Below are 25,314 nucleotides of genomic sequence, written 5' to 3'. Positions count from 1 at the left end.
CACGTTTCGTAATAGCCCATCGCACCGTGCGGTGGGCCATCTTGTTCGAGTCCAAACTCGGCGCCGGAATCTGTTTGCGCAATCGCCGCGCGGGGTAAGAAAAAATGGGCGGCACGACGTGGCGCATGTGCAGATTGGGGGATCTGATGAGATCAGGACCGAGGACGACGATCGCTCTGTTCGGCGGTGCGGCGGTGCTCGTGCTGTCGGTCGCCTGCGGCGGTGGCAACAAAGGCGGCCCGAGCAGCACCTCAACCACCACTCCAACGACCACCCCGTCGTCAAGCGTCGCGCCCTCCACTGCGCCCGGCGGCGGCGGTGGTGGTGAACCCGGCGGTCCGAACGGCGGGGGCGGACCCAACGGCGGCGGCGGCAGCGTGCCCGGCGGGCCGACCGGAGGCGGCGGCCCCGGTGGCGGCGGCGGCAGCGTACCCGGCGGGCCGACCGGAGGCGGCGGGCCCGGTGGCGGCGGCGGCAGCATTCCCGGCGTCGGCGGTGGCGGCGGTGGACCAGGCGGCGGCGGCGGATGCGTCGGCAACGTCTGCGGCGGTTACTGATCGCCCGAATCGCGTTCCCTAAAACGCAACCTAAAAGACCTGTTCCCTAGCCGGTGGGGCCGGGACTACCTGGCCCCATCGGCTGAACTTCGCTTGCGGCCTAGGGCCGACCGGTTATCCGAGTTATGGTTCTCCGCAACTCGGATGCAAGGGGACGTCAATGTCGAAGCTCAGATTCGGATACTTCATCGCCCCGTTCCACCGCTCGGGTACCAACCCAACGCTGGCGTTGCAGCGGGATCTGCGATTCATCGAGCACCTCGACGCCCTCGGATTCGACGAAGTCTGGCTGGGTGAACATCACTCGGCCGGCAGCGAAATCATCAGTTCCCCAGAAATTTTCATAGCCGCCGCCGCCGAACGGGCAAAGCGTATCCGGTTCGGCACCGGCGTCATTTCGCTTTCGTATCACAACCCGCTCTGGGTCGCTGACCGGCTGATGCTGCTGGATCACCTGACACATGGCCGCATCATCGGCGGTGTGGGACCAGGCTCGCTGCCCAGCGACTCGTCCATGATCGGACTCACCCCGACCGATACCCGAGAGCTGCTGGAAACCAACCTCGACATCGTCGTCCGGCTGCTGGCGGGCGAGACGGTCAGCGCCAAAACCGCCACCCACCAGCTCTTCGATGCCAAGTTGCAGCTCGCCCCTTATTCCGACGGCGGGATCCCGCTGTCCGTCGCCGCAGTCGCATCACCGACGGGTGCGCGGCTGGCCGGCATGCACGGCATCGGCCTGCTGTCCATCGGGGCGACCCTGACCGTCGAGGGTTTCGATGCGCTGTCCTACCACTGGGGCATCGTCGAGGAGCGCGCCGCCGCGTTCGGCACGCAGGTCGACCGCAAGAACTGGAGTCTGGTCGGTTTGTTCCACCTCGCCGAGACCGAGAAGCAGGCCCGGGAAGAGGTCAAGTTCGGCATCGAGCCGTGGTTCCGGTACTTCCAGAAGGTGGCGGCCTTCCCGCAGATGACGATGCCGGGGGAGCAGCTCGACGAGATGATCGACGTCATCAACGACAACGGGGCGGGCGTCATCGGCACGCCCGAGCGGGCGCGCGAACAGGTGCAGCGGTTGTGGGATCAGTCCGGCGGTTTCGGCTGCATGCTCCAGATGGGCCACGAGTGGGCCAACCCGGCGGCCACCCGACGGTCCGCCGAACTGTTCGCCGCCGAAGTCATGCCGCATTTCCAGGGGCAGGCGCAGCCGACGCTAGATGCCGCCGCGCGTGCCGGCCAGGCCCGGGAGACCTTGGCGCAGTCGCAGTTAGACGCCGTGGCGCACATGACCCAGAAGTATGAGAGCGAAAAACGTCCTCCTAGCGAAGCGTGATCTGGTGTTTCGCCGAGCGCAGCCCGCCATGGTCAACGCGCTCGGCGACCGCCTGTGCTCGGCGGCCCGTTTCATGACGGATCAGCATCGGTCGTTGAGTCAAGGCCGAAGAGGTGCACCGCGGACGACTTGCCCTTGAGGGCGTGAAGCCCTCGGCCTGTGAGGGCGGCCGGGTGATGATCGAGGGCATCGAAGCACTGGCCGGTAAGGAGGATCGCGTCGCCAGTGGTCTTGGTGAGCTGCTCGACGCGGGCAGCGACGTTGACAGTGTCGCCGATCAGCGTGAACTCGAGCTTGCTTCCGCCGCCGATGGTGCCTGCGATCACCTTACCGGTGTTGATGCCGATGCCGATGTGAAGCTCGCCGCCGAATCGCTCCGTGACGAGGCGCTGAATCAGAACAGCCGCTCTTAGCGCGGCGTCTGCATGGTCCGCAAGGTCGTTGGGGGCGCCGAACACGGCCAGTGCTCCGTCGCCGAGGAACTTGTTGACGTGCCCCCCGGCGTCCACGACGGCAGGCACGACGAGCTCAAACAAGGCGTTGAGCCGGGCGACGGTGTCCTCGGCGCTGTTCGCCTCGGCGAACGGCGTGAAGTCGCGGATGTCGACGAACATCACCGTCACCTCGCGGCGCTCGCCGGTGAAGACATCGTCACCCTGCTCAAGTAGGCGCGCGGCTAGGGCGGGGTCGACGTAGGTGCCGAACGCCGCCTGAAGTCGTTGCCGCTCAGCCAAACCCGCCTGCATGCGGTTGAACGATCCCGCCAGCGCACCCAGGTCATCGTCTTGAACCACCGGCAGACGTTGGGTGTAGTCGCCGGCCGCAACCCGTTCGGTTCCCTCGGCGAGGTCGCGTATCGGTCCCAGGGACGGGGAGACGACCGCGCCGACGGTGATGGGCACCGCGATACTGAGCGTCAAACCGCACCCGATGACCAGGGCAAGGGCGGGGACCGCGAGTGCGTCGTGCAGCAGAGCCCCCAGCATCACGCCCAGAACGGCGAATGTGAACAAGCTGGCGAGCATCGCGAGGTCGAGCCATGCGGCAAAAGTCGGGTGGGAACGTGGCAGGGAGTCACCGATGGCGGTGTCACCTGCCAAGGCCACTCTGACTGGCCGCAGCGCCGCCTCGCAATAGGCATGCACCGCGACCAACGCAGTGGCGACGCCGATGAACGCGCCCAGCACCCCGTATTCGGCTAGTCGCCACCCGCTCGCTCCGCCGACCGCACCGACAAGCACTGTAAGCAGCGCCGCCCAAACGCCGGGGAACCACAGCCCTCGTACGACTGCTGCGCGCGCCCAGCTGTAGGTATCGCCCAGCGCCCCTGCACGATTGACCTCATGGCCCGCCGCCCAACGCTCCGCAGGCCGGAATCGTTGGCTACCAGGCAGGACCATTCCGTATGTCGCCGCACCCACAGCGACGACAGTGACACCCACCGCCTGAAGGTAATGGTCAGACGCTTCGGAACTAACCACGATCAACGACCAGAAAAGGTACACCGGTAGTAGCAAAAGGTACGTCAGTGCGCACATCGCCCAGGAGTACCTCGGCCCATAACGATTCCACGCCCACTGCCAAATGCGATCCATGCCAGGGAGACTAGAGCGGTTAGCTACCTAGGCGCGGCTCTTCGTCGCTGCGCGGCTGACGTCGTCGCCTATGTCGTCGAGACCGCCGCTGACCCGTTGAACGTATGTGTTACAAGTTGCTGGATCAGGGGAACCCGTAGTCGAAGTAGGGGCCCACCCGGGGCGCCGTGACGACAGGAGTTGCAGCAATGATCGGGTCAATAATCCTCGCCATTGTTGTGGGTGCGCTCATCGGTTTGATTGCGCGTCTGCTCATGCCAGGAAAACAAGACATCGGCATGATTATGACCATCGCGCTAGGCGCCCTCGGTGGCTTGATCGGCTCATGGGTAGCCGCCAAGTTCGGCTATGAGAATGCCAATGGCGGAATCGCCTGGGTCCCATTCCTCATTGGAATCGGTGCTGCCGTCGTGCTGATTGCAATCTGGGAGACCGTGCGGGGTCGCCGTACCCGCCGTGCCGGGTTGCTTCGCCGGTAACTGGTGTCCCGAGCCCGACGGAACGCCGATCAGACGCCCGGTGGCCGCTGCTCTTTCCAGTGCAGCGGTGCCGGGCGCATCGGTCTGGGCGGAATCGATGTCCTCAGGGCGCCCGACCTTTGGTTTGCCCTGATTGAGCCATCCACAGACGTTGCGGATGCTTCGCCTGGTCACCCCCCGAGCACCCAATGCGGTCCGGCTGGGAATCGCTACAGCAAGTACCAGCATGAGACGCAGCAAGCCGGCTCGGGATTGAAAGCCGCGGTTGGACATTTACAATTCAGGCGCGAGTGACCGCAGAGCTCCAGATCGGCCGCGACGATGGGTAGTCCGTTCCGGCTTCATATCGGAGCGACAGCCGCGTCTCAGGGGCCAGCTAAAAACTCGGCGCATACCTAGAGGATGACCACCACCACTCACCCGGCGATCTCCGGCGGATGCCGTCGGCCCCTAGTGCGCGTGATTCTCACGAGCGCCGCGACCGTGACCCTCCTGGCCTTATCCGACGCGGCGCAGCCCCAGGCCAGCGGAATGACGCTGGGGCCCGCAGCGATCCGGCTGGCGGACACGGAATTCTCACCCCAGGCGCCACCAGGTCTCACCGGCGGCTTCGCAGCCGATGACGACGATCAAGCCCAGCTGCAGCAGCAGTTGCAGCAATCCATGCAGCAGGCCCAAGAACAAAACGACCAGGCCGAGCAGCAGTTCAACCAGGACATGCAGCAGCAACAGACCTACGAGAACCAGTTCAACAACCCGTAAATGGTGAATCGAAGCTCGGCGGCAGCTTTGGCGGCCGTCATCGGCCGCGCCGGAAAGCTACCGCCCGCCGATTTCGCGCTCGGACGCCTTGACCAGCCGGCCCGCGAAAAACCGGACAGCTCCGCCCATGACGGCGCGCATCAGCGGGCCCGTCCCGCGAACACCTTCGGTGAACGATCCGGTCCAGCGGATATCGGTTCCCCCCGCGGCATTCGGCGTGAGGACCACTTCGCCGGCGTAGTCCTTGGCCGGGGTGGAAGGCCCCACCAGCTTGTACGCGTGGCGACGGTCTTGCTCATATACGACCGTTTCCTCCTGCACATAGACCGGCCACATGCCCACCTTGCGGATGGCTCCGATGCCGCCGGGGGCGGGGTCGCCCTGGCGGGCCCAGCTCGAGTGCACGACGATCGGCTTGGCCCACCGCGACCAGTTCGCTCCGTCGGCCACCAGCCGGAACACCGTCGCGGCAGGCGCACTGCTGGTGCGGGTGACTTCGAAGGAATAGTTCCGGCCCGGCATGACGACTCCTGGTGGTAGCAAACGCACGGCACTGAACGCCGCTCGCCGGTAGGCTACCGCCCGCGCTGGGCGTCGGCCGGCTCGGGTTGATCGTTCCCGTCGACCCGCTGATCGAACGTCTGGCGGAATCGGCGAATGCGGTGGCCGCCCTTGGCGTTTGCCGATTCACCGCCGGGGAACCGGCGCATCGGCCCCCTAGACTGCTCTTATGGCACGCGATTCCCGGCAAGAGGGCCCAGGTGGCCTACTTCGGATCGAGGACTGCCTGGACGCGGCGGGCGCTGTCGTGCTGCCGCCCGGGGTCAACCTGATATCGCTCATCGACCGCAACATCGCGAATGTCGGTGCCACTGTGGCGTATCGCTATCTCGATTACAGCCGTTCCGCCGACGGGGATGCCGACGAGGTGACGTGGAGCCGGTTCGGTGTCCGGCTGCAAGCCGTAGGCGCGCGCATCCAGCAAGCCGCTAGTCGCGGTGAGCGCGTCGCGGTCCTCGCACCCCAGGGCATCGACTACATCACCGGCTTCTACGCGGCGGTCAAGGCCGGGACCATCGCCGTCCCGTTATTCGCCCCGGAACTGCCAGGGCACGCCGAACGGCTTGATACCGCACTGCGCGATTCCGAGCCCACCGTCGTACTCACGACGACACCCGCGCAAGACGCAGTGTTGAAGTTTCTGGCTAGCCACCCGCACCTGCCCCGGCCGCAAGTGATCGCGATCGACCAGATCCCCGACTCGGCGGGGGAGTCGTTCGTGCCAACCGAACTCGGCATGGATGACGTGTCGCACCTGCAGTACACGTCCGGCGCGACCCGGCCGCCGGTCGGTGTCGAGATCACCCACCGAGCGGTGGGCACCAACCTGGTGCAGATGATTCTGTCGATCGACCTGCTGGACCGAAACACCCACGGCGTCAGCTGGTTACCGCTGTACCACGACATGGGTTTGTCGATGATCGGGTTTCCGGCCGTCTACGGCGGCCACTCCACGTTGATGTCGCCGACCGCATTCGTCCGCCGGCCCCAACGATGGATCCAGGCCCTCTCCGATGGGTCGCGGCGGGGCAACGTCGTCACCGCCGCGCCGAACTTCGCTTACGAGTGGGCCGCGCAGCGCGGCCTGCCCGCCGGCGGTGCGGACATCGACCTGCGCAACGTGGTGATGATCATCGGCTCCGAACCCGTCAGCATCGACGCGATCAGGACTTTCAATAAGGCGTTTGCGCCATATGGGTTGCCCCGGACGGCGTTCAAGCCGTCCTACGGGATCGCCGAGGCAACGTTGTTCGTCGCAACCATCGCGCCCGCCGCCGAGGCGACGGCGGTCTACTTCGACCGAGAACGGCTGGGCGCTGGGCACGCGGTGCGGGTCGCCGCGGATTCTCCCGACGCGGTCCCGCAGGTGTCGTGCGGCCAGGTCGCACGCAGCGAGTGGGCCGTCATCGTCGACCGCGCCAACGGATCCGAGTTGCCCGACGGCCGGGTGGGAGAAATCTGGTTGCAGGGCAACAACGTCGGACGCGGCTACTGGGGGCTGCCGGACGAAACACGGTGGGCATTCGGCGCGGACCTGCGATCGACGCTTGCCGACGGCAGCCATGCGGCGGGCGCCGATCCGGACCGCCCCTGGCTCCGCACCGGCGACTTGGGCCTGTATCTCGACGGTGAGCTGTATGTGACCGGCCGGATCGCCGACCTGGTGACGATCGACGGCCGCAACCACTACCCACAACACATCGAGACCACCGTCGCCGAAGCGTCCGAAATCGTGCGGCGCGGATACGTGGCGGCCTTTGCTGTGCCGGGCGGCGACGCTCGGGATGGCGCCCGGCTCGTAGTCGTCGCCGAACGCGCCGCGGGCACCAGCCGTCAAGATCCGCGGCCGGCAGTCGAGTCGATCCGAGCAGCGGTTGCGCGGCGGCACGGGCTGAACGTCTCGGACGTGCGCCTCCTGCCGGCCGGTGCCATCCCGCGGACCACCAGCGGCAAGCTGGCCCGCAGGGCCTGCCGGGCGGATTACCTCGACGGCACCCTGGGCGTGCGCTGACGAACTGGTCTTGTGGCAGGCATGTTCGCGACGTCCTCGGGGTGCGCCCGCAGAGTTGACCGAACGCCCGCCGTTCCGGTGGCATCCTGGCCATGTGGGTTTGCTATTCCGGTTGGCGGAGCTGTTGATCGTGATCCTGCCGCTGACGGGAGCGATCGTCGCTGCCGTCCGCGCCTTCGGCCGACGGCGCACCGACGCGCAATCACAGGATACGGGCCGGACGCGACCACCCGCCCCGCCCACCACCGACCGCTCCAGCATGAATCAAGCGACCCGGTGGCGCGCGGTCCGGCGCGTACTCGACGAGCACGGCCGCACGGATGCGCGCTGGCTCGAGTATGAACTCGACGTCGCCAAGCTGCTGGACTTTCCACTGATGACCGACATGCGCGACGCGCACACGATCGCGTTCCACAAAGCCAAGCTGCGGGCCGACTTCCTTCGCCCCACCAAGGCGGAGGATCTGCTCGACGACCGCGACGGTGCCGCGCAGTACATGGCCGCCGTCGAGGACTACGTCACGGCGTTCAACGCCGCCGAGGCCGAAGCGATCCGCAGACGCCGCAACGACTTCTCCCGGGCGGATCAGCAGCGAATCGCCCGGGCGCAGAGCCTATTACGAGTCGCTGCCGACCCCGCGGCGGCCGCGCATGAACGCCAGCGGGCATACGATGTGGCCCGCAACGAACTCGACGGCCTGCTGGTGCTGCCATCAGCGACACAGGCGAAGCTCGAGCGCGGGATCTCCGGCGAGCTCGAGCGATAGGGCCAACGTCGGATGACCGAGACTTCCGGCCCGTTGGCCGCCGACCCCGATGGACCGCACGCTGGGTATCCGCTCACCCCGCCGCCGCTTGCCGGGCCGGTGACGTTCGATCAGCGTTGGCGCGATCTGACCTTCATCCATTGGCCCGTGCGTCCAGAAAGCGTCGAACCAATGTACCCGGCCGGCACCCGTCCCGACATATTCGCCGACGGGCTGACCTACGTCGGGCTGGTCCCGTTCGTCATGTCCGCCACGAAAGTTGGCTCTACACTTCCGCTTCCGTATTTCGGTAGCTTCCTCGAGACCAACGTCCGTCTCTATTCGATCGACGCCACCGGTCGCCACGGTGTCCTTTTCCGGTCGCTGGAGACGGCGCGCTTGGCCGTCGTCCCAGTCACCCGCATCGGCCTTGGCGTCCCGTACACCTGGGCCAGGATGCGGATCCGGCGCGACGGCTGCCGCGTCGTGTATCACAGCGTGCGCCGATGGCCTCGCCGCGGCTTGCACAGCCGGCTCGAGATCGTCGTCGGTGATGTGGTCGAACCGACGCCCCTGGAGATGTGGCTTACCGCCCGTTGGGGTGCACATACCCGCAAGGCGGGGCGGACGTGGTGGATACCGAACGAGCACGACCCCTGGCCGCTTCGCGCGGCCGAGATTGTCCAGCTGGACAGCGAACTAGTGCAGGCTGCCGGGGTGCGGCCAGCCGGTGAGCGATTGCGCGCGCTGTATTCCTGGGGTGTCCGAACGCGCTTCGGCCGCCCCCAGCTGGTCGGGTGATCTACGGACAGCTGTATCCGCCGTCGATCACGACGTCCGAACCGGTCATATAGCTGGACGCCTCGCTGGCCAAATAGACGTACAGACCGGTGAGCTCTTCGGGGCGGCCGATGCGGCCGAGCGGTATCTTCGGCTCCCATTGGCGGTGATACTCCGTCAACGGCTCGACGAGCTCGGTCAGGATGTAACCGGGGCTGACACTGTTGACCCGAATGTTGTGCGGCGCGAATTCGACTGCCATCGCCTTGGTCATGTGGATGACGGCCGCCTTGGAGGTGCAGTAGTGGCCGACCTGCTGTGGGACGTTGATGATGCTGCCCGACATCGAGGCGGTGTTGATGATGACGCCGCCACACCCTTGGGCCACCATCGCCCGGGCCGCCGCCTGCGCGGTCAGGAAGACGCCGGTCACATTGGTGTCCTGGATGCGCTGGAATTCATCGGGCGACATCTCCAGCATCGGGACGACGGTGATGATGCCGGCGTTGCAGACCGCGATGTCGATGCCGCCCAGCTCGGCCATCACCCGGTCCACCATGCTGTTCACCTGTTCGGGACGGGTCACGTCGCATCGGATCGGCACCACCTTGCCGCCGCCGTCCGCCGCCAGCTCGTCGGCGACGCTCTGTAGGGCCTCGACATTCCGGGCGGCGATGGCCACGTCGGCGCCGACTTGCGCGTAGGCCTGGGCCACCTTCCTGCCGATGCCGCTGGACGCCCCGGTGATTAACGCCCTCTTGCCGCGTAGGCCAAACAAGTCCATCACGTTGTTCATCCGAGATCCCCATTCATACGAGCGCCCCGAAACCGGAACACGTTCTAGTGTGTCCGCTATGGGCAAATTCAGCAGGGCAGAAATCGATACCGCCGTCGACAACTACACCAAAGTCGTCGAAGGGTGCAGCGCTTCGGGCGATTGGCGGCCGTTTGCGGACCTGTTCACCGAGGACGTCGTCTACACCGAGCATCACTACGGGGTCTTTCACGGGCGCGAAGCGGTCCGCGACTGGATCGTTGCGGTAATGGCGCCGTTCCCGCACATGCGTTTTCCCAATGGTTGGGTCGCCCATGACGACGACAATGACGCCGTCGTCCTCATGATCAAGAACCTGCTGGACCACCCGACCGATCCGGAAGGCGAACCGTTTTGGTTCCCGAACTGGACGCGGCTGGTCTACGCCGGAGACGGCCTGTTCTCCAGCGAGGAAGACATCTACAACCCCGACCGTGACGCTCCCGGCGTGGTCGCGGCCTGGATGCGGGCCGGCGGCCAGCTCGCAACGACCGAGATCCTGCAGCCCGGCGCTTGACGCCTGAAGGCCATAGACTCCGAAAATGTTGATTGGTAAGGCATTTCGGAATGCTGACGCCAATCGGAGTCCTCGTTCACGGTGCCGCGGTGAAGTGCCGGCTCGGACCAGCGTCGCATCTGCACCCTGGTCCAACCGATTTGCAGGTCCGCTGCAGGTGGAAACCTCAGCGATTCAGCGCGGCAACCGCGAGGCCGGGTCGCTACGCATCGTCGGCGATCGCGCCCTAGTCCAAAGGTTCTGGCGCCTATTTCCCTTGCCGGTCACCGCCGAACCTGCGGCAGATGCGTGATGCTCGCGGCTCGCAGTCGGCGGCCCTAGGCGGGGGAACGATCCGGCTGGCGCCTTTGTCGCCGCGACCGGACCTTGCTCAGCGCCTGCTCCCAGGCGAGCAACGTCGTCGCCTTCACGTTGGCGGGCTTCACGCTGTCCTTGGATAGCAACGCGGTGGCCGCGGCCTTGGTGGTCGCCGACGCCTTGGACATGTGGCCCGAGTCGAACGGTGGCTGCGGGTCGTATTCGAGCGCGAGTTGGATTGCCTTGGCTCGACTTTCGCCGCCGATCTGTCCGGCCAGCCACAGCGCGAGGTCGAGGCCGGCCGACACGCCGGCGCTGGTGACGACGTCGTCCTGATGCACGATTCGTTCGTCGGCCACGGGGACGGCGCCGAACGCCTTGAGCGCGGGAACGGTCAGCCAGTGCGACGTCGCGCGCCGGCCCTCGAGCAGCCCGGCGGCCGCCAGAATCACCGAGCCGGAACACACCGAGGTCGTCCAGCGCGCGCTCTGGTGGGCCCGGCGCAACCAGTCGAGCAGCGCTTCGTCCCGCGCGTGGACGGGCGTCGAGGGGCCTCCGGGGACGAGAATCACGTCGGGAGAGGGAGTTTCGGCCAGCGAGTGCGTGGCGCCGATCACCAACACGCCGGAGTCCGCGGTGATCGGCCCGGCTTCGTGCCACACGAAGCGCACCTCGGCGTCCGGCAGGTTGCGCAGCACCTCGTACGGACCGATCATGTCCAGCGCGGTGAACCCCGGATAGGCCACGATGGCGATTTGGGTCATAGTTTCGTCCTTTCGGTATCAGGCGAAGGCCTTGCGGTATTGGTCGGGCGAAATACCAACGCGACGAAGGAAATTGCGCCGCATGGTTTCCGCCGTGCCGAAGCCACACCGGGCGGCGATCGCGACGACGGTGTCGTCGGTCTCCTCTAATTGCCGGCGCGCGGCTTCGGTGCGGATGCGTTCGACGTATTGGCCCGGCGCCTCACCGATTTCGGCGGTGAACACCCTCGTGAAGTGGCGCGGGCTCATCGCGGCCCGGCGAGCCAGATCATCGATACTGTGCGGGCCGCCCGGCTCGGCCTCGATCGTCTCCTGCACCTCGCGGATCGAGTCCCTCCTCGCCCGCGGCATCCACACCGGCGCCGCGAACTGCGTCTGCCCACCCGGTCGGCGCAGATACAGCACGAGCCAGCGCGCGACCGTCTGGGCGAGTTCGGTGCCGTGGTCGTCCTCGATCAACGCGAGCGTGAGATCAATGCCGGCGGTGACACCCGCGGCGGTCCATACGGTGTCCGAGCTCCGCACGAAGATCGGGTCGGCATCGACGTCGATGGCGGGGAATTCATCGGCCAACCGCTCGGCGAAGGCCCAATGGGTGGTCACCCGTTGCCCGTCCAGCAGTCCCGCCTCGGCCGCGAGAAACGCGCCGGTGCACACCGTCACGATGCGCCGCGCACGTGTGGCGACGGACTTGATCCAGGCGAGAAGCTCGGCGTCGGAACGGGCGGCGTCGACGCCGGCGCCGCCGGGCAGCACGACCGTGTCGATCGGGTCATCCGGGTCCGGTAACGGGGTCGCCACGAACGCCAGCCCGGTCGCCGTCGGCACCGGCTGCCCACCCGCCGAGGCCATCGCGACGTCATAACCGCCGCCCGTCAACAGCGATGCGCCGGTGAACACGTCATAAGGGCCCACCACATCGAGCGCCTGCACGCCGGGGAAACCGACGATCACCACCTTGCGAGGCATGGATCAAGTGTTAGACACGCCGGGGTGTGTCGTCTACGCCATGTATCCCACTAATCAGGACATGGGGACCTGCCCCATGACGGCCACGGCGGCCTTGGCAGACTGTTGCCCATGGCACAGATAACGTTGCGTGGAAACCCGATCAATACTGTCGGCGAGCTGCCTGCCGTCGGATCCAAAGCCCCGGCCTTCAGTCTGACCGGCGGCGATCTGGCCGCAGTCAGCAGCGAGCAATTCAGCGGTAAGCCCTTGGTGCTCAACATCTTTCCATCCATCGACACGCCGGTGTGCGCGGCCAGCGTGCGGACCTTCAACGAGCGCGCCGCCGCGAGCGGTGCGTCGGTGTTGTGCGTGTCAAAAGATCTGCCGTTCGCGCAGGCGCGATTCTGTGGCGCCGAGGGCATCGAGAACGTCAAGAGCGCGTCGGCGTTCCGCGACAACTTCGGCGATGACTACGGGGTCACAATCGCTGACGGCCCAATGGCCGGACTGCTCGCCCGGGCCATCGTGGTGATCGGCACCGACGGCAACGTCGCCTACACCGAACTGGTGCCCGAGATCGCGCAGGAGCCCAACTACGACGCGGCGCTGGCGGCGGCGGGCTGATTTCTTTCCGTCGGGCGGCTTGGTGCGCGTTTGCAGCGCACCAGGTTTGCCAACCTTGATCTGTGGTTTCGTCGCCGTGCCGTGTTAGCCCGTGGTGGGTACCACCGGCTACCTGGCAGCGGGCATGCTGCTCTTGGTCACCGTCGCGCCGACCGCCTGTAGCAGCAAGACGACCATCAAGGCAAAGGGCGCGGCACAGTCGGTCGTCGACGTCGATGCCAGGCAGACCGGCTTCCGACACGCCGAAGTGCACTGTCCGTCCGGGGTGGAAGCCAACCCGAGCTAGGGCTCGCCCACTTGCTTCGACGTGGCAGCCAGCACCGCGCGGCAGCCTCGCCACGTCTCCTTGATGATGTCGGCGGCGGGCGGCAAGTCCTGTATACGGCCCGCCACCTGACCGGTGTTGGCGACGCTGGCGCCCAGGTCGCCGTCGAAGTACAGCCGTTGCACGCGTTGTAGTGCCGCGGCCCCATCTTCGGCAGACATCGCGGTGTCGAGGCGCTCGGCGGCAGGGGTGCGGATGACGCGCATCATTCGGGTGCCGTCCAGGGGGAGCATCACTGTGCCGGTCTCGTCGGCGTCGACGACCGCTTGCTTGAGGTTGCCGTGCACCGGCGAGTCCGCGGACGCAAGCAGCCGGGTGCCCATCTGCACCGCTTCCGCGCCCAGAACGAAAGCGGCCGCCATGGAGCGCGCGTCGCAGATCCCACCGGCGGCCACGATCGGGATGTCCACGTGGGCCGCCACCAACGGCAGCAGCACCATGGTGGACGCGCCAAACCGATTCTTGAATCCGCCTCCTTCGACGCCCTCGACCACCAGCCCATCCACGCCGGCGTCGACGGCCTTTTTGGCCGCGGCCAGGGTGCCCACCACATGGAACACCGTGATGCCCGCGTCGTGCAGACGTTCGGTGAACACCGACGGGCTCCCGGCCGAAGTGGTCACGAACCGAACGTTGTTGGCGACAAGCAATTCCAACATCGCCGGGTCACGGTTGAACAGCAACGCGATGTTCGCCCCGACGGCGCCGCCGGTCAGCTCGCGCACCCGTCGCAGGTCGGCTCGGCCCTGGTCCGAGGTGGTCTCGATGATTCCCAGCCCACCGGCATTCGACACCGCGGCGGCCAGCTGAGCGCCGGCGATGTAAGTCATCGGCGCCTGGATGATCGGGATGTCGATGTGCGCAAGGGCGCAGACCCGGTTGGGCGCGGCGCTCGGGTTGCCGGTGGTCATCGGTGCCGCGGATCGATCAGGTCGCGGAAACTTTCCGAGCGCTGGACGGATGCCCCGAGGCTTCGCACTCGCTCGGTCAACGCCCTGTCGGATGTCACGACCCGAATGTCGTGCGGGGCAGGGTCGCCCGCGACAAGCCGGACGATCTCGTCGTCGGCCGAATTCGCGGCCGCCCTGGGTGGGTGCGCGACCTCAACCACCGATGAAGTGACGGCCGCCGACGGCGGTCGTTCAAAAACCACTGTCACCGTTTCTCCTTGACCCAACGCCCATCGATCCAGTCCTTTTACCAATCTGACCATTGCACCGTCGCGATCTTTCCACCAGCCATCGGGACGACTTCCGATGACATTCATGGCGTCGACGATCCACCGCACAACCACACCGTAAACGACATGGCACGACGCGTGATTTCCATTCTTCAAGCCCTCAGTGGTTGATACGGTCACCCTCATGACCTCGATCGCCGACACAGCAGACCGGGTTGTCGCACTGGCTCGCGGTATGCGCGACCTGGTGCGCGCCGAAGCCGCCGAATCCGAGCGGATGCGCACCCTCACCCCGGCAATCGTCGACGCGATGTGGGCCAGTGGGCTGATGTCGGCATTCAACCCGGTCGTTGCCGGCGGTATCGAGCCGTCCTTCACCGAAATGATCGAGACCTGGATCGAAATGGCTTGGCAAGACGGGTCATTCGGTTGGGTAGGTATTGCCAATCTGCCATCGTCCTTCGCCGCGGCGGTGTACTTACCCGACGAAGGCTTCGCCGAAGTGTTTACCGCGCATGACAACCGGGTCGCCATGGGAGGTCAGTTCTTTCCCAACGGACAAGGCGCCGCCGTCGACGGCGGCTACCGGGTGACCGGCGCATGGAACTTCGGTTCGGGCATCGGGCACTCGGAATACGTTGCGGCCGGCTTCCTGCCGATGGATGACGGCGAGATGCGTTGGATCAGTGAGGGTTTGCCCGAAATGCGAGTGGCCCTGATTCCGCGGGCGGAGATCAGTTTCAACGACGGCTGGTTCGTGCAAGGGCTGAAGGGAACCGGTTCCTACGACTACAGCGCTCAGGACGTGTTCGTTCCCGAGAGCCGCACGTTCGAACTGTTCGTGCGTCAGCCCTATCGTGGGACATCGCCGGCAACCCGGATGGGACTGATGCCGGTGACCGCCGCCGGGCACGCGTCTTGGGCGCTGGGGGTGGCCAAGAGCATGCTCGACGATGTCCAAGAGCTGGCCGCGACCAAGTTTCGGATGAGCGACATGGCGTCGCTGGCCAGCCGCCCCACCTTCCAGAAGGGCCTGGCGCATCACCGCGCGGCCTGGCGTGCGGCCCGCCTCTTGGTCCTCGACGCGTTCACCAGCGCCGAGGCGGCGGTCGGGTCCGGGGAGGACCTGACACCGGCGCTACGCGCCGACATGCGGGTGGCCGCCGTCTACGCCACCGACACGGCCCGTAGCTGTGCCGAATGGGCGCATTTGGTCGCCGGGACCAGCTCGATCCGTGAGGGCAGCCGGCTCGAGCGCGCCTTCCGTGACATCTACACCGGAACCCAGCACGCCTTCATCAGCGAGAAAGTCGCCATCGACGTGGCGCAGATCTGGCTGGGCATCATCGAAGATCAGCCCGGGCTCTAAATCGCTAATGCCGGTCAGCCACCCGGCGCCATTGGTGCGGCGTCGTATCTAGGTACGGTGACAGGTCCTCGCTACCATTGCGCGCATGCGCGGCTCAAAAATTCTGATCACCGGTCCAACTGGTCAAATTGCCACCCCCATCGCCCGGGCCCTTGCCGCCGATAACGAGGTTTGGGGAATCGCCCGATTCAACGATCCCGCCGCGCGAGAAAGCCTCGAGAAGTCTGGGATTCATTGCGAGAAGGTGAATCTGGCGGTCGGTGACTTCACTGCTCTGCCAACAGATTTCGACTATGTCCTCAACTTGGCGGTGGCCAAGAGCGGAAGCTGGGACAAAGATTTGGCGGCCAACGCGGAGTCGGTCGGCCTGCTGATGGCCCACTGCCGCAACGCGAAGGCCTTTCTGCACTGCTCCTCAGCCGCCGTATATGACCCGCCGGACGACGACCCCCGCAGCGAGCGGTCCGCCCTCGGCGACAACCACAAGCCGCTGTTTCCGACCTATTCCATTTCCAAGATCGCCGGGGAGGTGGTCGCCCGATCAGTGGCGCGCATCGTTGGCATGCCCACCACGATCGCCCGCCTCAACGTCCCGTACGGCGACAACGGCGGATGGCCGTTCTATCACATGGAGATGATGCTGGGCGGCATCCCGATTCCCGTCCCACCCGGTGAGCCCGCCCGCTACAACCCGATTCACGAGGACGACATCATCGCGACCATTCCCAAGCTCCTCGAGGTCGCGTCGATCCCGGCGACCACGGTCAACTGGTGCGGCGACCAGACGGTGAGCCTGCAGGAGTGGTGCGACTACCTCGGCTCGCTCGTCGGCACGGAGCCGATCTTCGAGCCGAGCGAACAAGCGCTGCGCGGCAATCCCACCACGGTCGACCGGATGCACGAACTCATCGGCGGCACCTCGGTCGACTGGCGCGACGGAATTCGGCGCATGGCGGCGAAATTCCACCCGGAGCTCGTCGGCGTGTAGGGGCGGCATCCGAGGTGACCCGCACATCCGAGTCGGCGGCGCAGCGTCTGCACACGCTGGCCCTGTTGCGCCGCGTGCGGGACCGCATCGACCGGGACTACACCCAGCCGTTGGACGTCGCAGCCCTCGCGCGTGGCGTGCACATGTCCGCCGGCCACCTCAGCCGCGAATTCCGGCGCGCCTACGGCGAATCGCCGTATTCCTATCTGATGACGCGACGCATCGAGCGCGCGATGGCCCTGCTGCGGCGCGACGACCTGAGCGTCACCGAGGTGTGCTTCGCGGTCGGGTGTTCGTCGTTGGGCACCTTCAGCACCCGATTCACCGAATTGGTCGGGGTGCCGCCCAGCGTGTACCGCCGATCGCCGGACGCGCTGGCGGGAATGCCGCCATGCGTGGCCAAACACGTGACGAGACCGATCAGAAATCGAGAAGCGTCTGCCTCGGACCACACCTAGCCTGACCGCATGGACATCACCATTCACTCGAGCTTCCTTCCCCACGAGGACCCGGAATCTTCGCTTGCCTTTTACCGCGACGTCCTCGGGTTCGAAGTTCGTCTCGACATCGGCAAGGGGACGATGCGCTGGATCACGGTCGGCCCGCCGAACCAGCCGGACACATCCATCGTCTTGAACCCGCCGGCCGCCAACCCGGGCATCACCGACGATGAGCGTCGCACCATCGCCGAGATGATGGCCAAGGGCAGCTACGCCACGCTGCTGCTGGCCACCAAGGACCTCGATGGCACCTTCGAACGGCTGCAGGCCGGCGATGTCGACATCGTCCAGGAGCCGACCGACCAGCCGTACGGGCTCCGCGACTGCGCAGTCCGCGATCCCGCGGGAAATCTCATTCGCATCCAAGAACTGCGCTAAGCGGATGATGCTTGACCAGCCGTGTGCACAATGCTAAGCAAGTGCTCAGCACTGAGCGCATCAGGCGCCCGGCGTCACGACTGGCGATACGAAAGGGATCAGATGACGGTGCAGGCGGTATTGGACGACCTTCGCAAGCGTCCCGGAACGGGTGACGTCATCTCGGTCATCGATCCCGCGACCGAGGAGACGATCACCGAATTCACCGACTGCGGGCAAGAGGCGGTCAACGACGCCGTAACACGGGCGAAGGAGGCTTTCGAGTCGGGCGTCTGGTCAGAGCTTCCGGGCCGTGAACGGGCCAAGATTTTGTGGCGAATCGGGGAGCTGATCGACGAACACGCCGAGGAGTTCGCTCAGCTCGACTCACTCAACACGGGAATGCCGTTGCTGCAGGCCCAATTACAGATGTCGACCTGTTCGGAGTTCTTCCGTTACTACGCCGGTTGGTGTTCGAAGATCAATGGTGTTGCGTACGACGTGAAGACCGACGGAATCGCGACCGACAAGTACGTCAACATGCACGCCTACACCCTCAAAGAGCCGTACGGCGTGGTGGGCCTGATCTTTCCGTGGAACGGCCCGATCTTCAACGCCAGCGCCAAGCTCGCGCCGGCCCTGGCCGCCGGCGGCAGCCTGCTCGTCAAGCCGGCCGAGGAGACGCCGCTTTCGGCGCTGCTGTTGGACAGGCTCGTCCACGAGGCCGGCGTGCCCGAGGGCGTCGTCAACCTGCTGACCGGTTACGGCCACACCGCGGGCGCCGCGATCACCGCGCACCCCGATGTCCAGAAGGTCGCCTTCACCGGCTCGACCGAGGTGGGCAAGGAGATCGTCCGGGCATCGGCGGACAACCTGAAGAAGGTCACGTTGGAACTCGGCGGGAAATCCCCGGTGCTGATCTTCGACGACGCCAACCTGGACAACGCCATCATGATGGCGTCGCTGGGCATCTTCGTGCATTCCGGCCAGGGCTGCGTGTGCGGGTCGCGCATCTTCGCCCAGCGAGGCGTCTACGACCGGGTCGTGGAAGGCATTGCGATGATGGCGAATTCGTTCAAGCTGGGCGCCCCCAGCGAGGAGGGCTGCGTCAGTGGGCCGCTGATCAGCGAGAAGCAGCTGACCCGGGTCATGGGCTTCATCGACGAGGGCAAGAAGGACGGTGTCGAGGTGGTCACCGGCGGCCACCGCCTGGACCGCAAGGGCTACTTCGTGCACCCGACGGTGCTCACCAACGTCGACACCAGCATGCGGCTGTACCAGCAGGAGATCTTCGGGCCGGTGGTCACCATCCTGCCGTTCGACGACGAGGACGAGGCCGTGGCCCTGGCCAACGACACCAGCTACGGCCTGGCGGCCACGGCGTGGACGGAGAACCTCGGCCGGGCCCACCGGATCATGAGGCGACTGCAGGCCGGCAGCGTCCAGGTCAACTGCCAGCTGGTCTTCGACCACGATGTGCCGTTCGGCGGCTACAAGCAGTCCGGTTGGGGCCACGAGTTCGGCAAAGAGGGCCTCGAGATCTACCTCAAGACGAAGTCGGTCTGGGCTCAGCTGTGAGCTTTCTCGGTGCGGCCTAGGGTCAATCCATCGCGCCGAATAACCAGCCGAACGTCATCCCGATGTAGAGGATCCAGATCAGCCGGAAAAGCTGCAGACCGCAAGCAGGCCGGTGCTGATCCCGATGTACCGGCTTCGTTGCCTATCGACGCGGTTGATCTGTTCTTGGATGCTGGTCGGCACGATGTTCATTGCTGTCTTCCTTTCGTGGGGCGCCGCCACGCTGGCGTCGTTGTTGGCTAAGTACAGGCGCGCGAACCGGCTACCGATCCCAACACCGCGGCGCGACGACAGATTGCGCAACCCCGGTTTCGCAGCGGAAGACAAGGGTCGGGTGACACCGATATCAGGGAATGGCCTCCCTTGCGGCACTAGGACGCGGGTGGGTCAATTCACATGACCGATCCCGTCGCGGGCCTTGGACCGCAGCATCTTGCGGGTATCCGCTCTGGCGTGTACCCCCGCTGCCGTTGGTGGGCCGCGTCCGGCCGCTTGACTCGAGGAAGGGGCCCATCATGAATCCGATCAGGTTCGCCGAGCAGGTTGCCGAGTCCGTCCTGGCGGTGGGCGGCATCCGGGTGGGCACCGAGGAGCCCGAGTACACCTGCCGTCGCCTCACCGACACCGTCGAGATCCGCCGCTACGGTCCGCGGATCGCCGCCGAGACGGTTGTCGACGCCGACGAGAACCGCGCCCGCAACGAAGGGTTCCGGCGATTGGCGGGATACATTTTCGGCGGTAATCGGCGCGATCAATCAATCTCGATGACGGCACCGGTCAGCCAGCAGTCCAGCCGGGGCGGCGAGCGGATAGCGATGACCGCACCCGTCGCCCAATCCGCCGGTGCCGAGAGCGGTTGGGCAATCCGGTTTTTCATGCCCGCCGAGTGGACGATGGAGACCCTTCCTGCGCCCAACGATGACCGAGTCCGTCTGGTCACTGTGTCGGCCGCGACCGTGGCGGTGCTGCGATTCAGCGGCGACCGCAGCCCCAAGGCCGTCACCGCTCGCACGGGCCAGCTGTTGAACATATTGCGGGACAGGGGGATTCAACCGTGCGGAGATCCCGAAGCCTGGTTCTACGACCCACCGTGGACGGTACCGATGCGGCGCCGCAACGAGATCAGCGTCGCCGTCGATCCGGCGTCCGTGCCCGACTAGCCGGCACGGCCGGGCTACGTTTGGCGAGATGAATCCTCGAGAGGACCCGCGCGTGGATGCCGGGCAGCTGACCGGTGTGTCGGAAACGGCGCTGCTCACCCTCTACGGAAGGGCATACCAGGCCGGGCACCCGGACCCGATCATCGACGACCCGATGGCGATCAGGCTCGTCGAGTCCATCGACTTCGACTTCGAAAAGTTCGGACGCAAGGGCCAGGAGATGGCGCTGCGCTCGCTGGCCGTGGACCGATGCGCGATCGACTACCTCACCGCGCACCCCCGGGCAACCGTCGTCGCGCTCGCCGAAGGCTTCCAGACGTCCTTTTGGCGACTGGACCGCGCACTGCCCGACCCGGAATTCACCTGGGTCTCGGTCGACTTGCCTCCGGTCGTCAAAATTCGGCAGCACCTGCTGCCGCGTTCCGGGCGCATCACCCATCTCGCACAATCTGCCCTCGACTACGGCTGGATCGACAAGGTCGACGCCGGCAACGGTATGTTCATCACCGCCGAAGGCCTGTTGATGTACCTGCAGCCCCACGAGGCGCTGGGACTGATCGCCCGGTGCGCCGAAGCCTTTCCCGGCGGCCAGATGTTTTTCGACCTACCGCCGACGATCGTCAAGCGCATCGCGCGAAGGGGGCTGCGTTCGTCCAAGCGCTACCGGGTGCCGCCGATGCCGTTCAGCCTCTCGGTGCGGCAATTGGCGAAGTGGGCGCACACCACGCCCGGAATCCGCGCCGTGCACGATGTGCCGATGCCTCCGGGGCGGGGCGTGTTCTTCGGAACGCTGTACCCCGCGCTGTGGCGGTTCCCGCCGCTGAAGCCCTACCGCGGGATCTATGCGCTACTCGAATTCGGTTGAGCGTCAGTAGATCTTGACCACCAGCGGGCCGACGTTCTTGCCGTCGAACAGCATGATCCACATGCGGTTGGTGGGGTCGAGCGAAATCCGGTCGACGCGCACGAGCGCCTCGCCGTCGCCGAGATCGGGGATCGCCTCCCTAACTCAGTTCGAAAGTGCCCTGGCCGATGCGTCCGGTAGGTCGTTCCGCGAAGCAGGAAGCGACGGTTTCGTCCGGTCAATTAGCGCACCGTACCCCCAGCACGCGCGGGCGTTCTACCCTGCACAAAGGGGGCCCGCTCGACCGGAGGTGCGCTCGATGAAGACGTCGCGGCATGTTCTCGTATTGATTCCCATGATCGCGGTGGCCGCTTTCCTGCAGCGCGGAACCGCGTTCGCCAATCCACCGGCCACCGACGTGATTACCGTAATGGCCGTCGGGCCCGGCGGCGAAGCGATCAACGGCTACAAAGTGGCATCCGGGCCGGGCACCGTAGCGCAGGCCAGCGACTGCTCGGAACCGTCGCCGTCGGCGGTTGCCGACAACGTCTACTACTGTTCGCCGAGCGCGGCCGGAGCCGGCACCTGCTGGCCCTCGACGCCGGGATCCCTTCTGTGCGTGGACAATCCGTGGGACCTGCAGATGCACCGGGTGCTCTTAGATCGCCAGCTTCCGCCCGTGCACGCGACCGCCGAGCCGGACCCGTTCGCGCTCGCCCTTGACGACGGGACGCGCTGCCTGCTGCGCAACGGCGGCGCGTGGGGCGGGCGTGCCGACGGGTATGTCGGCGTCTACGGATGCGGCCGCGGCGGCGGGAGCGACCCGGCCGTGTTGTGGCTGCCCAGCCAGGGCGCGGGAACCTGCATCGACCGCTCATCGCCGGTGTGGACTGTCAAAGTCGGCCGCCTGGGCGCACCGGATGCCGTCCTTCCACCGCCTGCGACCCGCACCGTGGCGGAGGCCTGGTTCGCGGGAGGCAGGGCCGGTCAGTAAGGCGGCGGCGGTGCTGCTATAACCCAACGTATGTCTAGCCCAGGGCACACGATCACCCATGTTTCCGATACGGCTCGGTGGACGGCGCTACACCGCGCGACCGAGTCGGCCCGGCCCGACGCGCTGTTCCGTGACCCACTCGCGGAACGCCTCGCCGGTGAACAGGGCCGAGCGATCGTCGAAAAAGTTCCGTGGACGGATCGCAGTGGTTGGTGGCTGGTCGCACGCACCAAGAAAATCGACGACGCGATCGCCGACGCGCTCGCGCACGGCTGTGACCGCGTTCTGAATCTGGCCGCCGGCCTGGATGCCCGGCCGTATCGCCTGGACCTTCCGTCCGATCTCACCTGGTTCGAGGCCGACCTACCCAAGCTGCTCGCGGAGAAGACGGAAGTACTTGCCGATCAGACCCCGCGCTGCCGGCTAACTCGCAAAGCGGTCGACCTCGCCGACCAGCACGCCCGAGACGCCTTCCTCAACGAAGCGCTTGACGGCGCGACAAAGGCCTTCGTGCTGACCGAGGGGCTGTCGATGTACCTGGAGCCCTCCGACGTCGCGGCGCTTTCGGACGCGATCAAACGTCCCGAGGTCGCGTGGTGGATGCTCGATTTCGCCTTTCCGGGCCTGAAGAAGAGGATCAACAAGAACGTCGCCGGAATCTCAGAAAACGCGCCATTCAAGTTCGCACCCGACAACGGGCTGGCCTTCTTCGAAGACCTGGGCTGGCGAGCGGCCGACGTGGAATCGCTATTGGTTGCCGCCAACCGGCTCCACCGCTTACCCATCTGGATGCGCCCACTTGCCTGGCTGCCCGTGGATTTGCGCCGTCCGGGCGGCATACCCACGTCTGCGGTTGCTCTGCTTACCCCCTAGACGCTCGCGCGCTCACCTACCAGACGCGTATCCAGTCGATGAGCATGTCGGCGGGGTAACTTCCTGCCCCGGGGTCGCCGCCACCGGAACCGGCCACCGCGAGGTTGAACACGGGATACACCGTGTAGCCCGCTCCGTTGAACGGCCAATCCGGCAGCGAACTCGCCGGCACGTCGAAGTACGGCTGTGCACCGTCGGAGTAGTCCTTCCAGAAGCGGATACCCGCCTCATCCCACTGGCAGCGCCAGGTGTGCCAGGCGCTGTCCACCGCGATGTTGTGGGTCTTCCACTCGCCACCGTTGGCTTTGGCGTGCACGGTGGTGGCCGACGGCCAGTTGCCGTTGCCGTACCACTCCATGACGTCGATCTCACCCTGGTCGTCGTTGCCCAGCCAGTAAGCAGGCCATGCGCCGGCGGTGAGGCAGTTCAGCTTGATCCGGGATTCCCAGGTATGGCCTACGCCGCCGCGCCACAGGCTCTGCACCTTGCCGCTGAAATAGGTGGGCCCATCCTTGGCGGCGCGCAGGACGAGGTTGGAATTGCCATCGACGAACACATTGCGGCGATCGTCGCGGTACTGCCCGATGTGCTCGGGCAGCTCCCAATACGTCGGATCCTTGATCGTCTCGCGGGCTTTTGCGACCGCCCACTTGGAAGCATCGGGGGCCGAGCCGGCCGGACCGTCGAATTCATCGGCGAAGATGTAGTGACCGGACTGGCCGCTGGGCGCCGCGGGCGGCGGTATCCGCCCGGCAGGCTCATCCTGTCGGGACGGGTAGGCCCAGGCTGTCGGGGTTGGCAGCGCGGCTGCCAGCACGCCTATCCCGGTTGTCAAAATCATGCGGCGGCGATCGATCTCCGGCATAAGCAAGGAACCCTAGCAGCCAACCGTGCAGATGGTTAAAACGGCGATTTGTCGGCGGCTGCCGCTATCGTTCAGATCGCGGTCGGACAAGCACGGACGACAGCACGGCAGTGGCAACGGATTACGCTCGCAAATTCACGGCCAATTCTCATCTTGGCAGGTGGTTTGGTCTCAGGATTCGACGGGCATTCTGGAATCACGATCCGATAACCACTGTTGTAGCTTTGCGGGTGGTCTGAGAGGAGTGACGATCGTGGCGAACAAATCAGAAGGCACGGTTATTTTCCTTCAGTCCCATCCGCTGTGGAAAGCAGCTCAGCGACGTGAGCGCGAGCGCAATGACGCAGTTCGTCGCCATCCCTCTTTCCGTGCCCGCCAGCGCGCCGCCGCATCGGGCAACCCGGTCACTGCGATGGTCCGCGACTTCAAGTCGTACTCGGGCACCAATACTCCGGCCTGAATTGGCCGGCGGAATTTGTGCTGATCTCTATCACACCAGGCGCCGATAAACCGTAGCGCCGCCAATCACCTGCCGGCCGCGAGGGCCGGGTGAGTTCTGATTCAGTACATTTTTCCGGTGCTACCGCTTGCCGAGTAACTTTAGTGCGCAGCCGCCGACGTCCAAGGGCATCGCGTCTGTGTGCACGCGCAGCTCAGGCCGGACCACAGGCGGCGGCTCCGAGTCGCCGTCCGTCTCGCCGACGTCAGTCCCGCCCGGACGTCGCGGCGCCGATGTCGAGGACACCGCCGCCGTCGGGATCGTCAACCTCGACGATCGGGTCGTCGACGTCGTCGAATTCCAGCCGTAATGCTCGGGACATGATTGCATGCATCACGTACATGGTGGTGGTGTAGGTGAATTCGAGGATCTCGGTATCGGTGAAGATTTCCCGCAACTGATTGAACAACTGCTCGGGCACCCGACCATGTTGGCCCGCAAGGCAATCCGCGTAGGCCAGCAACAGCCGTTCGGTGCGATCGAAACAGTCGGCGGTCTCCCAGGACGGTATGGCCGCTATTTTCTCCTCGGATAATCCCGCCGACCGGCACGCCTTGCAGTGTTGCGAGAAGACGAACTGGCTGCCGACCACCCAGCCCGCCCGGATCTGGCCCAACTCGCGGTGATCGGCCCGGATGGAGACCTCTTCGCGGTAGAGGCGGAAGCCACGCACGGCATGGCGCAGGGCGGCGGGCGAGTGCGCCATCACTGTCCACCAGTTGCCGGGAGTACCACCGATAGTGCCCGGGTCGGCCACCGGATCACGATCGCCGAACATGAAGTCGTACATCTTTCGCGTGAATTCGTCGCTGACCTCATCCCGCGGGATCGGCTTCAGACGCGGCATTACGACTCCTCTCGGCTGGCGGCACGATGACAATGCAGATTGCTTCGATCGTAAGATCTCCCGCTGCGGCGCCGTGTTCGCTGCAGTGACCGGCCGCCGACCATTTTCCGCCCAGCGAACTCGCTAGCGCATGCGCTAGCCGTTT

29 protein-coding genes are annotated in these 25,314 nt (G+C 65.8%); 20 read left to right on the top strand and 9 right to left on the bottom strand.

What is annotated here, in order from left to right:
- The first annotated feature begins 146 nt into the window (after nucleotides 1–146).
- Both A5686_RS27210 and A5686_RS11885 read left to right on the top strand, forming a co-directional pair.
- Entirely contained in the window at nucleotides 147–557 is a 411-nt protein-coding gene (locus A5686_RS27210; protein WP_067934385.1) for a hypothetical protein, read from the top strand.
- Between the two features lie 160 nt (nucleotides 558–717).
- Nucleotides 718–1,890, top strand: a complete 1,173-nt coding sequence (locus tag A5686_RS11885; protein ID WP_067934283.1) for an LLM class flavin-dependent oxidoreductase — start codon at nucleotides 718–720, stop codon at nucleotides 1,888–1,890.
- A 71-nt stretch (nucleotides 1,891–1,961) separates the two neighbouring features.
- On the opposite strand, the gene A5686_RS11880 is transcribed toward A5686_RS11885, so the two are convergent.
- On the bottom strand, nucleotides 1,962–3,485 hold the full coding sequence (locus A5686_RS11880; protein WP_067934281.1) for an adenylate/guanylate cyclase domain-containing protein: 1,524 nt from the start codon (nucleotides 3,483–3,485) through the stop codon (nucleotides 1,962–1,964).
- Nucleotides 3,486–3,673: 188 nt separating this feature from the next.
- Here A5686_RS11880 and A5686_RS11875 point away from each other — a divergent pair, with 188 nt between their 5' ends.
- On the top strand, nucleotides 3,674–3,964 hold the full coding sequence (locus A5686_RS11875) for a GlsB/YeaQ/YmgE family stress response membrane protein (protein ID WP_067934280.1): 291 nt from the start codon (nucleotides 3,674–3,676) through the stop codon (nucleotides 3,962–3,964).
- 402 nt (nucleotides 3,965–4,366) lie between these two features.
- Nucleotides 4,367–4,726, top strand: a complete 360-nt coding sequence (locus A5686_RS11870; RefSeq protein WP_156750044.1) for a hypothetical protein — start codon at nucleotides 4,367–4,369, stop codon at nucleotides 4,724–4,726.
- A gap of 57 nt (nucleotides 4,727–4,783) precedes the next feature.
- Here the strand turns inward: A5686_RS11870 and A5686_RS11865 are convergent, their stop codons facing one another.
- The gene (locus A5686_RS11865) at nucleotides 4,784–5,248 is read right to left on the bottom strand and encodes an SRPBCC family protein (protein WP_067934277.1); all 465 of its coding nucleotides are present in this window, start codon (nucleotides 5,246–5,248) and stop codon (nucleotides 4,784–4,786) included.
- 208 nt (nucleotides 5,249–5,456) lie between these two features.
- Between A5686_RS11865 and A5686_RS11860 the strand changes: the two genes are divergently transcribed.
- From A5686_RS11860 to A5686_RS11850, 3 genes are all read left to right on the top strand, one after another.
- A complete protein-coding gene (locus tag A5686_RS11860; RefSeq protein ID WP_067934275.1) occupies nucleotides 5,457–7,298 on the top strand; it encodes a fatty acyl-AMP ligase in 1,842 nt (613 codons plus the stop codon).
- A 94-nt stretch (nucleotides 7,299–7,392) separates the two neighbouring features.
- Nucleotides 7,393–8,064, top strand: coding sequence for a hypothetical protein (locus A5686_RS11855; RefSeq protein WP_067934273.1), 672 nt, complete (start codon nucleotides 7,393–7,395; stop codon nucleotides 8,062–8,064).
- Nucleotides 8,065–8,076: 12 nt separating this feature from the next.
- The gene (locus A5686_RS11850; protein ID WP_067934271.1) at nucleotides 8,077–8,844 is read left to right on the top strand and encodes a YqjF family protein; all 768 of its coding nucleotides are present in this window, start codon (nucleotides 8,077–8,079) and stop codon (nucleotides 8,842–8,844) included.
- A gap of 1 nt (nucleotide 8,845) precedes the next feature.
- Here the strand turns inward: A5686_RS11850 and A5686_RS11845 are convergent, their stop codons facing one another.
- Nucleotides 8,846–9,619, bottom strand: coding sequence for an SDR family oxidoreductase (locus tag A5686_RS11845; protein WP_067934269.1), 774 nt, complete (start codon nucleotides 9,617–9,619; stop codon nucleotides 8,846–8,848).
- 58 nt (nucleotides 9,620–9,677) lie between these two features.
- Here A5686_RS11845 and A5686_RS11840 point away from each other — a divergent pair, with 58 nt between their 5' ends.
- Nucleotides 9,678–10,154 carry a nuclear transport factor 2 family protein gene (locus A5686_RS11840; protein WP_067934267.1) on the top strand — a complete coding sequence of 159 codons (477 nt, stop codon included), beginning with the start codon at nucleotides 9,678–9,680 and terminating at the stop codon, nucleotides 10,152–10,154.
- A 317-nt stretch (nucleotides 10,155–10,471) separates the two neighbouring features.
- Here A5686_RS11840 and A5686_RS11835 read toward each other — a convergent pair whose 3' ends face one another.
- Complete coding sequence (locus A5686_RS11835; RefSeq protein ID WP_067934265.1) at nucleotides 10,472–11,215, bottom strand: DJ-1/PfpI family protein; 744 nt, start codon at nucleotides 11,213–11,215, stop codon at nucleotides 10,472–10,474.
- 18 nt (nucleotides 11,216–11,233) lie between these two features.
- A complete protein-coding gene (locus A5686_RS11830; protein ID WP_067934263.1) occupies nucleotides 11,234–12,184 on the bottom strand; it encodes a GlxA family transcriptional regulator in 951 nt (316 codons plus the stop codon).
- Nucleotides 12,185–12,295: 111 nt separating this feature from the next.
- On the opposite strand from A5686_RS11830, the gene tpx reads away from it, so the two are divergent.
- Nucleotides 12,296–12,790, top strand: a complete 495-nt coding sequence (tpx, locus tag A5686_RS11825) for a thiol peroxidase (RefSeq protein ID WP_067934262.1) — start codon at nucleotides 12,296–12,298, stop codon at nucleotides 12,788–12,790.
- A 91-nt stretch (nucleotides 12,791–12,881) separates the two neighbouring features.
- On the top strand, nucleotides 12,882–13,076 hold the full coding sequence (locus tag A5686_RS11820; RefSeq protein ID WP_067934260.1) for a hypothetical protein: 195 nt from the start codon (nucleotides 12,882–12,884) through the stop codon (nucleotides 13,074–13,076).
- On the opposite strand, the gene A5686_RS11815 is transcribed toward A5686_RS11820, so the two are convergent.
- The gene (locus tag A5686_RS11815; protein WP_067934258.1) at nucleotides 13,073–14,026 is read right to left on the bottom strand and encodes a nitronate monooxygenase family protein; all 954 of its coding nucleotides are present in this window, start codon (nucleotides 14,024–14,026) and stop codon (nucleotides 13,073–13,075) included. The two genes, A5686_RS11820 and A5686_RS11815, sit on opposite strands and share 4 nt — an antisense overlap.
- Entirely contained in the window at nucleotides 14,023–14,403 is a 381-nt protein-coding gene (locus A5686_RS11810) for an NYN domain-containing protein (protein WP_067934384.1), read from the bottom strand. The genes A5686_RS11815 and A5686_RS11810 overlap by 4 nt, the downstream gene beginning before the upstream one ends.
- 76 nt (nucleotides 14,404–14,479) lie before the next feature.
- Here A5686_RS11810 and A5686_RS11805 point away from each other — a divergent pair, with 76 nt between their 5' ends.
- The 9 genes from A5686_RS11805 to A5686_RS11765 all read left to right on the top strand — a co-directional run bounded on the left by A5686_RS11805 (nucleotide 14,480) and on the right by A5686_RS11765 (nucleotide 22,958).
- Nucleotides 14,480–15,664, top strand: coding sequence for an acyl-CoA dehydrogenase family protein (locus A5686_RS11805; protein WP_067934256.1), 1,185 nt, complete (start codon nucleotides 14,480–14,482; stop codon nucleotides 15,662–15,664).
- 85 nt (nucleotides 15,665–15,749) lie between these two features.
- Entirely contained in the window at nucleotides 15,750–16,652 is a 903-nt protein-coding gene (locus tag A5686_RS11800) for an NAD(P)-dependent oxidoreductase (protein WP_067934254.1), read from the top strand.
- A 14-nt stretch (nucleotides 16,653–16,666) separates the two neighbouring features.
- A complete protein-coding gene (locus A5686_RS11795; protein WP_067934252.1) occupies nucleotides 16,667–17,110 on the top strand; it encodes a helix-turn-helix transcriptional regulator in 444 nt (147 codons plus the stop codon).
- A gap of 9 nt (nucleotides 17,111–17,119) precedes the next feature.
- Nucleotides 17,120–17,530 carry a VOC family protein gene (locus A5686_RS11790; protein ID WP_067934251.1) on the top strand — a complete coding sequence of 137 codons (411 nt, stop codon included), beginning with the start codon at nucleotides 17,120–17,122 and terminating at the stop codon, nucleotides 17,528–17,530.
- 102 nt (nucleotides 17,531–17,632) lie between these two features.
- Complete coding sequence (locus tag A5686_RS11785) at nucleotides 17,633–19,087, top strand: aldehyde dehydrogenase (RefSeq protein ID WP_067934249.1); 1,455 nt, start codon at nucleotides 17,633–17,635, stop codon at nucleotides 19,085–19,087.
- Between the two features lie 515 nt (nucleotides 19,088–19,602).
- Nucleotides 19,603–20,247, top strand: a complete 645-nt coding sequence (locus tag A5686_RS11780; RefSeq protein WP_082947603.1) for a heme-binding protein — start codon at nucleotides 19,603–19,605, stop codon at nucleotides 20,245–20,247.
- 28 nt (nucleotides 20,248–20,275) lie between these two features.
- Nucleotides 20,276–21,112 carry a class I SAM-dependent methyltransferase gene (locus A5686_RS11775; protein ID WP_067934247.1) on the top strand — a complete coding sequence of 279 codons (837 nt, stop codon included), beginning with the start codon at nucleotides 20,276–20,278 and terminating at the stop codon, nucleotides 21,110–21,112.
- A 298-nt stretch (nucleotides 21,113–21,410) separates the two neighbouring features.
- Nucleotides 21,411–22,085 carry a hypothetical protein gene (locus A5686_RS11770; RefSeq protein WP_067934246.1) on the top strand — a complete coding sequence of 225 codons (675 nt, stop codon included), beginning with the start codon at nucleotides 21,411–21,413 and terminating at the stop codon, nucleotides 22,083–22,085.
- 30 nt (nucleotides 22,086–22,115) lie between these two features.
- Nucleotides 22,116–22,958 carry an SAM-dependent methyltransferase gene (locus A5686_RS11765; protein ID WP_067934244.1) on the top strand — a complete coding sequence of 281 codons (843 nt, stop codon included), beginning with the start codon at nucleotides 22,116–22,118 and terminating at the stop codon, nucleotides 22,956–22,958.
- Between the two features lie 16 nt (nucleotides 22,959–22,974).
- Here A5686_RS11765 and A5686_RS11760 read toward each other — a convergent pair whose 3' ends face one another.
- Nucleotides 22,975–23,823: a family 16 glycosylhydrolase gene (locus A5686_RS11760; protein ID WP_067934242.1), complete on the bottom strand. Its 849-nt coding sequence runs from the start codon at nucleotides 23,821–23,823 to the stop codon at nucleotides 22,975–22,977.
- A gap of 253 nt (nucleotides 23,824–24,076) precedes the next feature.
- On the opposite strand from A5686_RS11760, the gene A5686_RS26605 reads away from it, so the two are divergent.
- Complete coding sequence (locus tag A5686_RS26605) at nucleotides 24,077–24,283, top strand: hypothetical protein (protein ID WP_156750043.1); 207 nt, start codon at nucleotides 24,077–24,079, stop codon at nucleotides 24,281–24,283.
- Between the two features lie 244 nt (nucleotides 24,284–24,527).
- Here the strand turns inward: A5686_RS26605 and A5686_RS11755 are convergent, their stop codons facing one another.
- A complete protein-coding gene (locus A5686_RS11755; RefSeq protein WP_067934241.1) occupies nucleotides 24,528–25,169 on the bottom strand; it encodes a carboxymuconolactone decarboxylase family protein in 642 nt (213 codons plus the stop codon).
- Nucleotides 25,170–25,314: the final 145 nt, after the last annotated feature.

Origin of the sequence: Mycobacterium sp. E2479 (genome assembly GCF_001667925.1) — a bacterium.
GTDB lineage: Bacteria > Actinomycetota > Actinomycetes > Mycobacteriales > Mycobacteriaceae > Mycobacterium.
The sequence above is the reverse complement of the archived record's forward strand: the minus strand, read 5'-3'. Positions and strand labels throughout refer to the sequence as shown.

What these genes read in the sequence shown, in the direction of transcription:
- A5686_RS27210 (WP_067934385.1), top strand. Translation starts at nt 147, where the DNA reads ATGAGATCAGGACCGAGGACGACGATCGCTCTGTTCGGCGGTGCGGCG.
- A5686_RS11885 (WP_067934283.1), top strand. Translation starts at nt 718, where the DNA reads ATGTCGAAGCTCAGATTCGGATACTTCATCGCCCCGTTCCACCGCTCG.
- A5686_RS11880 (WP_067934281.1), bottom strand. Translation starts at nt 3,485, where the DNA reads ATGGATCGCATTTGGCAGTGGGCGTGGAATCGTTATGGGCCGAGGTAC.
- A5686_RS11875 (WP_067934280.1), top strand. Translation starts at nt 3,674, where the DNA reads ATGATCGGGTCAATAATCCTCGCCATTGTTGTGGGTGCGCTCATCGGT.
- A5686_RS11870 (WP_156750044.1), top strand. Translation starts at nt 4,367, where the DNA reads ATGACCACCACCACTCACCCGGCGATCTCCGGCGGATGCCGTCGGCCC.
- A5686_RS11865 (WP_067934277.1), bottom strand. Translation starts at nt 5,248, where the DNA reads ATGCCGGGCCGGAACTATTCCTTCGAAGTCACCCGCACCAGCAGTGCG.
- A5686_RS11860 (WP_067934275.1), top strand. Translation starts at nt 5,457, where the DNA reads ATGGCACGCGATTCCCGGCAAGAGGGCCCAGGTGGCCTACTTCGGATC.
- A5686_RS11850 (WP_067934271.1), top strand. Translation starts at nt 8,077, where the DNA reads ATGACCGAGACTTCCGGCCCGTTGGCCGCCGACCCCGATGGACCGCAC.
- A5686_RS11845 (WP_067934269.1), bottom strand. Translation starts at nt 9,619, where the DNA reads ATGAACAACGTGATGGACTTGTTTGGCCTACGCGGCAAGAGGGCGTTA.
- A5686_RS11840 (WP_067934267.1), top strand. Translation starts at nt 9,678, where the DNA reads ATGGGCAAATTCAGCAGGGCAGAAATCGATACCGCCGTCGACAACTAC.
- A5686_RS11835 (WP_067934265.1), bottom strand. Translation starts at nt 11,215, where the DNA reads ATGACCCAAATCGCCATCGTGGCCTATCCGGGGTTCACCGCGCTGGAC.
- A5686_RS11830 (WP_067934263.1), bottom strand. Translation starts at nt 12,184, where the DNA reads ATGCCTCGCAAGGTGGTGATCGTCGGTTTCCCCGGCGTGCAGGCGCTC.
- tpx (WP_067934262.1), top strand. Translation starts at nt 12,296, where the DNA reads ATGGCACAGATAACGTTGCGTGGAAACCCGATCAATACTGTCGGCGAG.
- A5686_RS11815 (WP_067934258.1), bottom strand. Translation starts at nt 14,026, where the DNA reads ATGACCACCGGCAACCCGAGCGCCGCGCCCAACCGGGTCTGCGCCCTT.
- A5686_RS11805 (WP_067934256.1), top strand. Translation starts at nt 14,480, where the DNA reads ATGACCTCGATCGCCGACACAGCAGACCGGGTTGTCGCACTGGCTCGC.
- A5686_RS11800 (WP_067934254.1), top strand. Translation starts at nt 15,750, where the DNA reads ATGCGCGGCTCAAAAATTCTGATCACCGGTCCAACTGGTCAAATTGCC.
- A5686_RS11790 (WP_067934251.1), top strand. Translation starts at nt 17,120, where the DNA reads ATGGACATCACCATTCACTCGAGCTTCCTTCCCCACGAGGACCCGGAA.
- A5686_RS11785 (WP_067934249.1), top strand. Translation starts at nt 17,633, where the DNA reads ATGACGGTGCAGGCGGTATTGGACGACCTTCGCAAGCGTCCCGGAACG.
- A5686_RS11780 (WP_082947603.1), top strand. Translation starts at nt 19,603, where the DNA reads ATGAATCCGATCAGGTTCGCCGAGCAGGTTGCCGAGTCCGTCCTGGCG.
- A5686_RS11775 (WP_067934247.1), top strand. Translation starts at nt 20,276, where the DNA reads ATGAATCCTCGAGAGGACCCGCGCGTGGATGCCGGGCAGCTGACCGGT.
- A5686_RS11770 (WP_067934246.1), top strand. Translation starts at nt 21,411, where the DNA reads ATGAAGACGTCGCGGCATGTTCTCGTATTGATTCCCATGATCGCGGTG.
- A5686_RS11765 (WP_067934244.1), top strand. Translation starts at nt 22,116, where the DNA reads ATGTCTAGCCCAGGGCACACGATCACCCATGTTTCCGATACGGCTCGG.
- A5686_RS11760 (WP_067934242.1), bottom strand. Translation starts at nt 23,823, where the DNA reads ATGCCGGAGATCGATCGCCGCCGCATGATTTTGACAACCGGGATAGGC.
- A5686_RS11755 (WP_067934241.1), bottom strand. Translation starts at nt 25,169, where the DNA reads ATGCCGCGTCTGAAGCCGATCCCGCGGGATGAGGTCAGCGACGAATTC.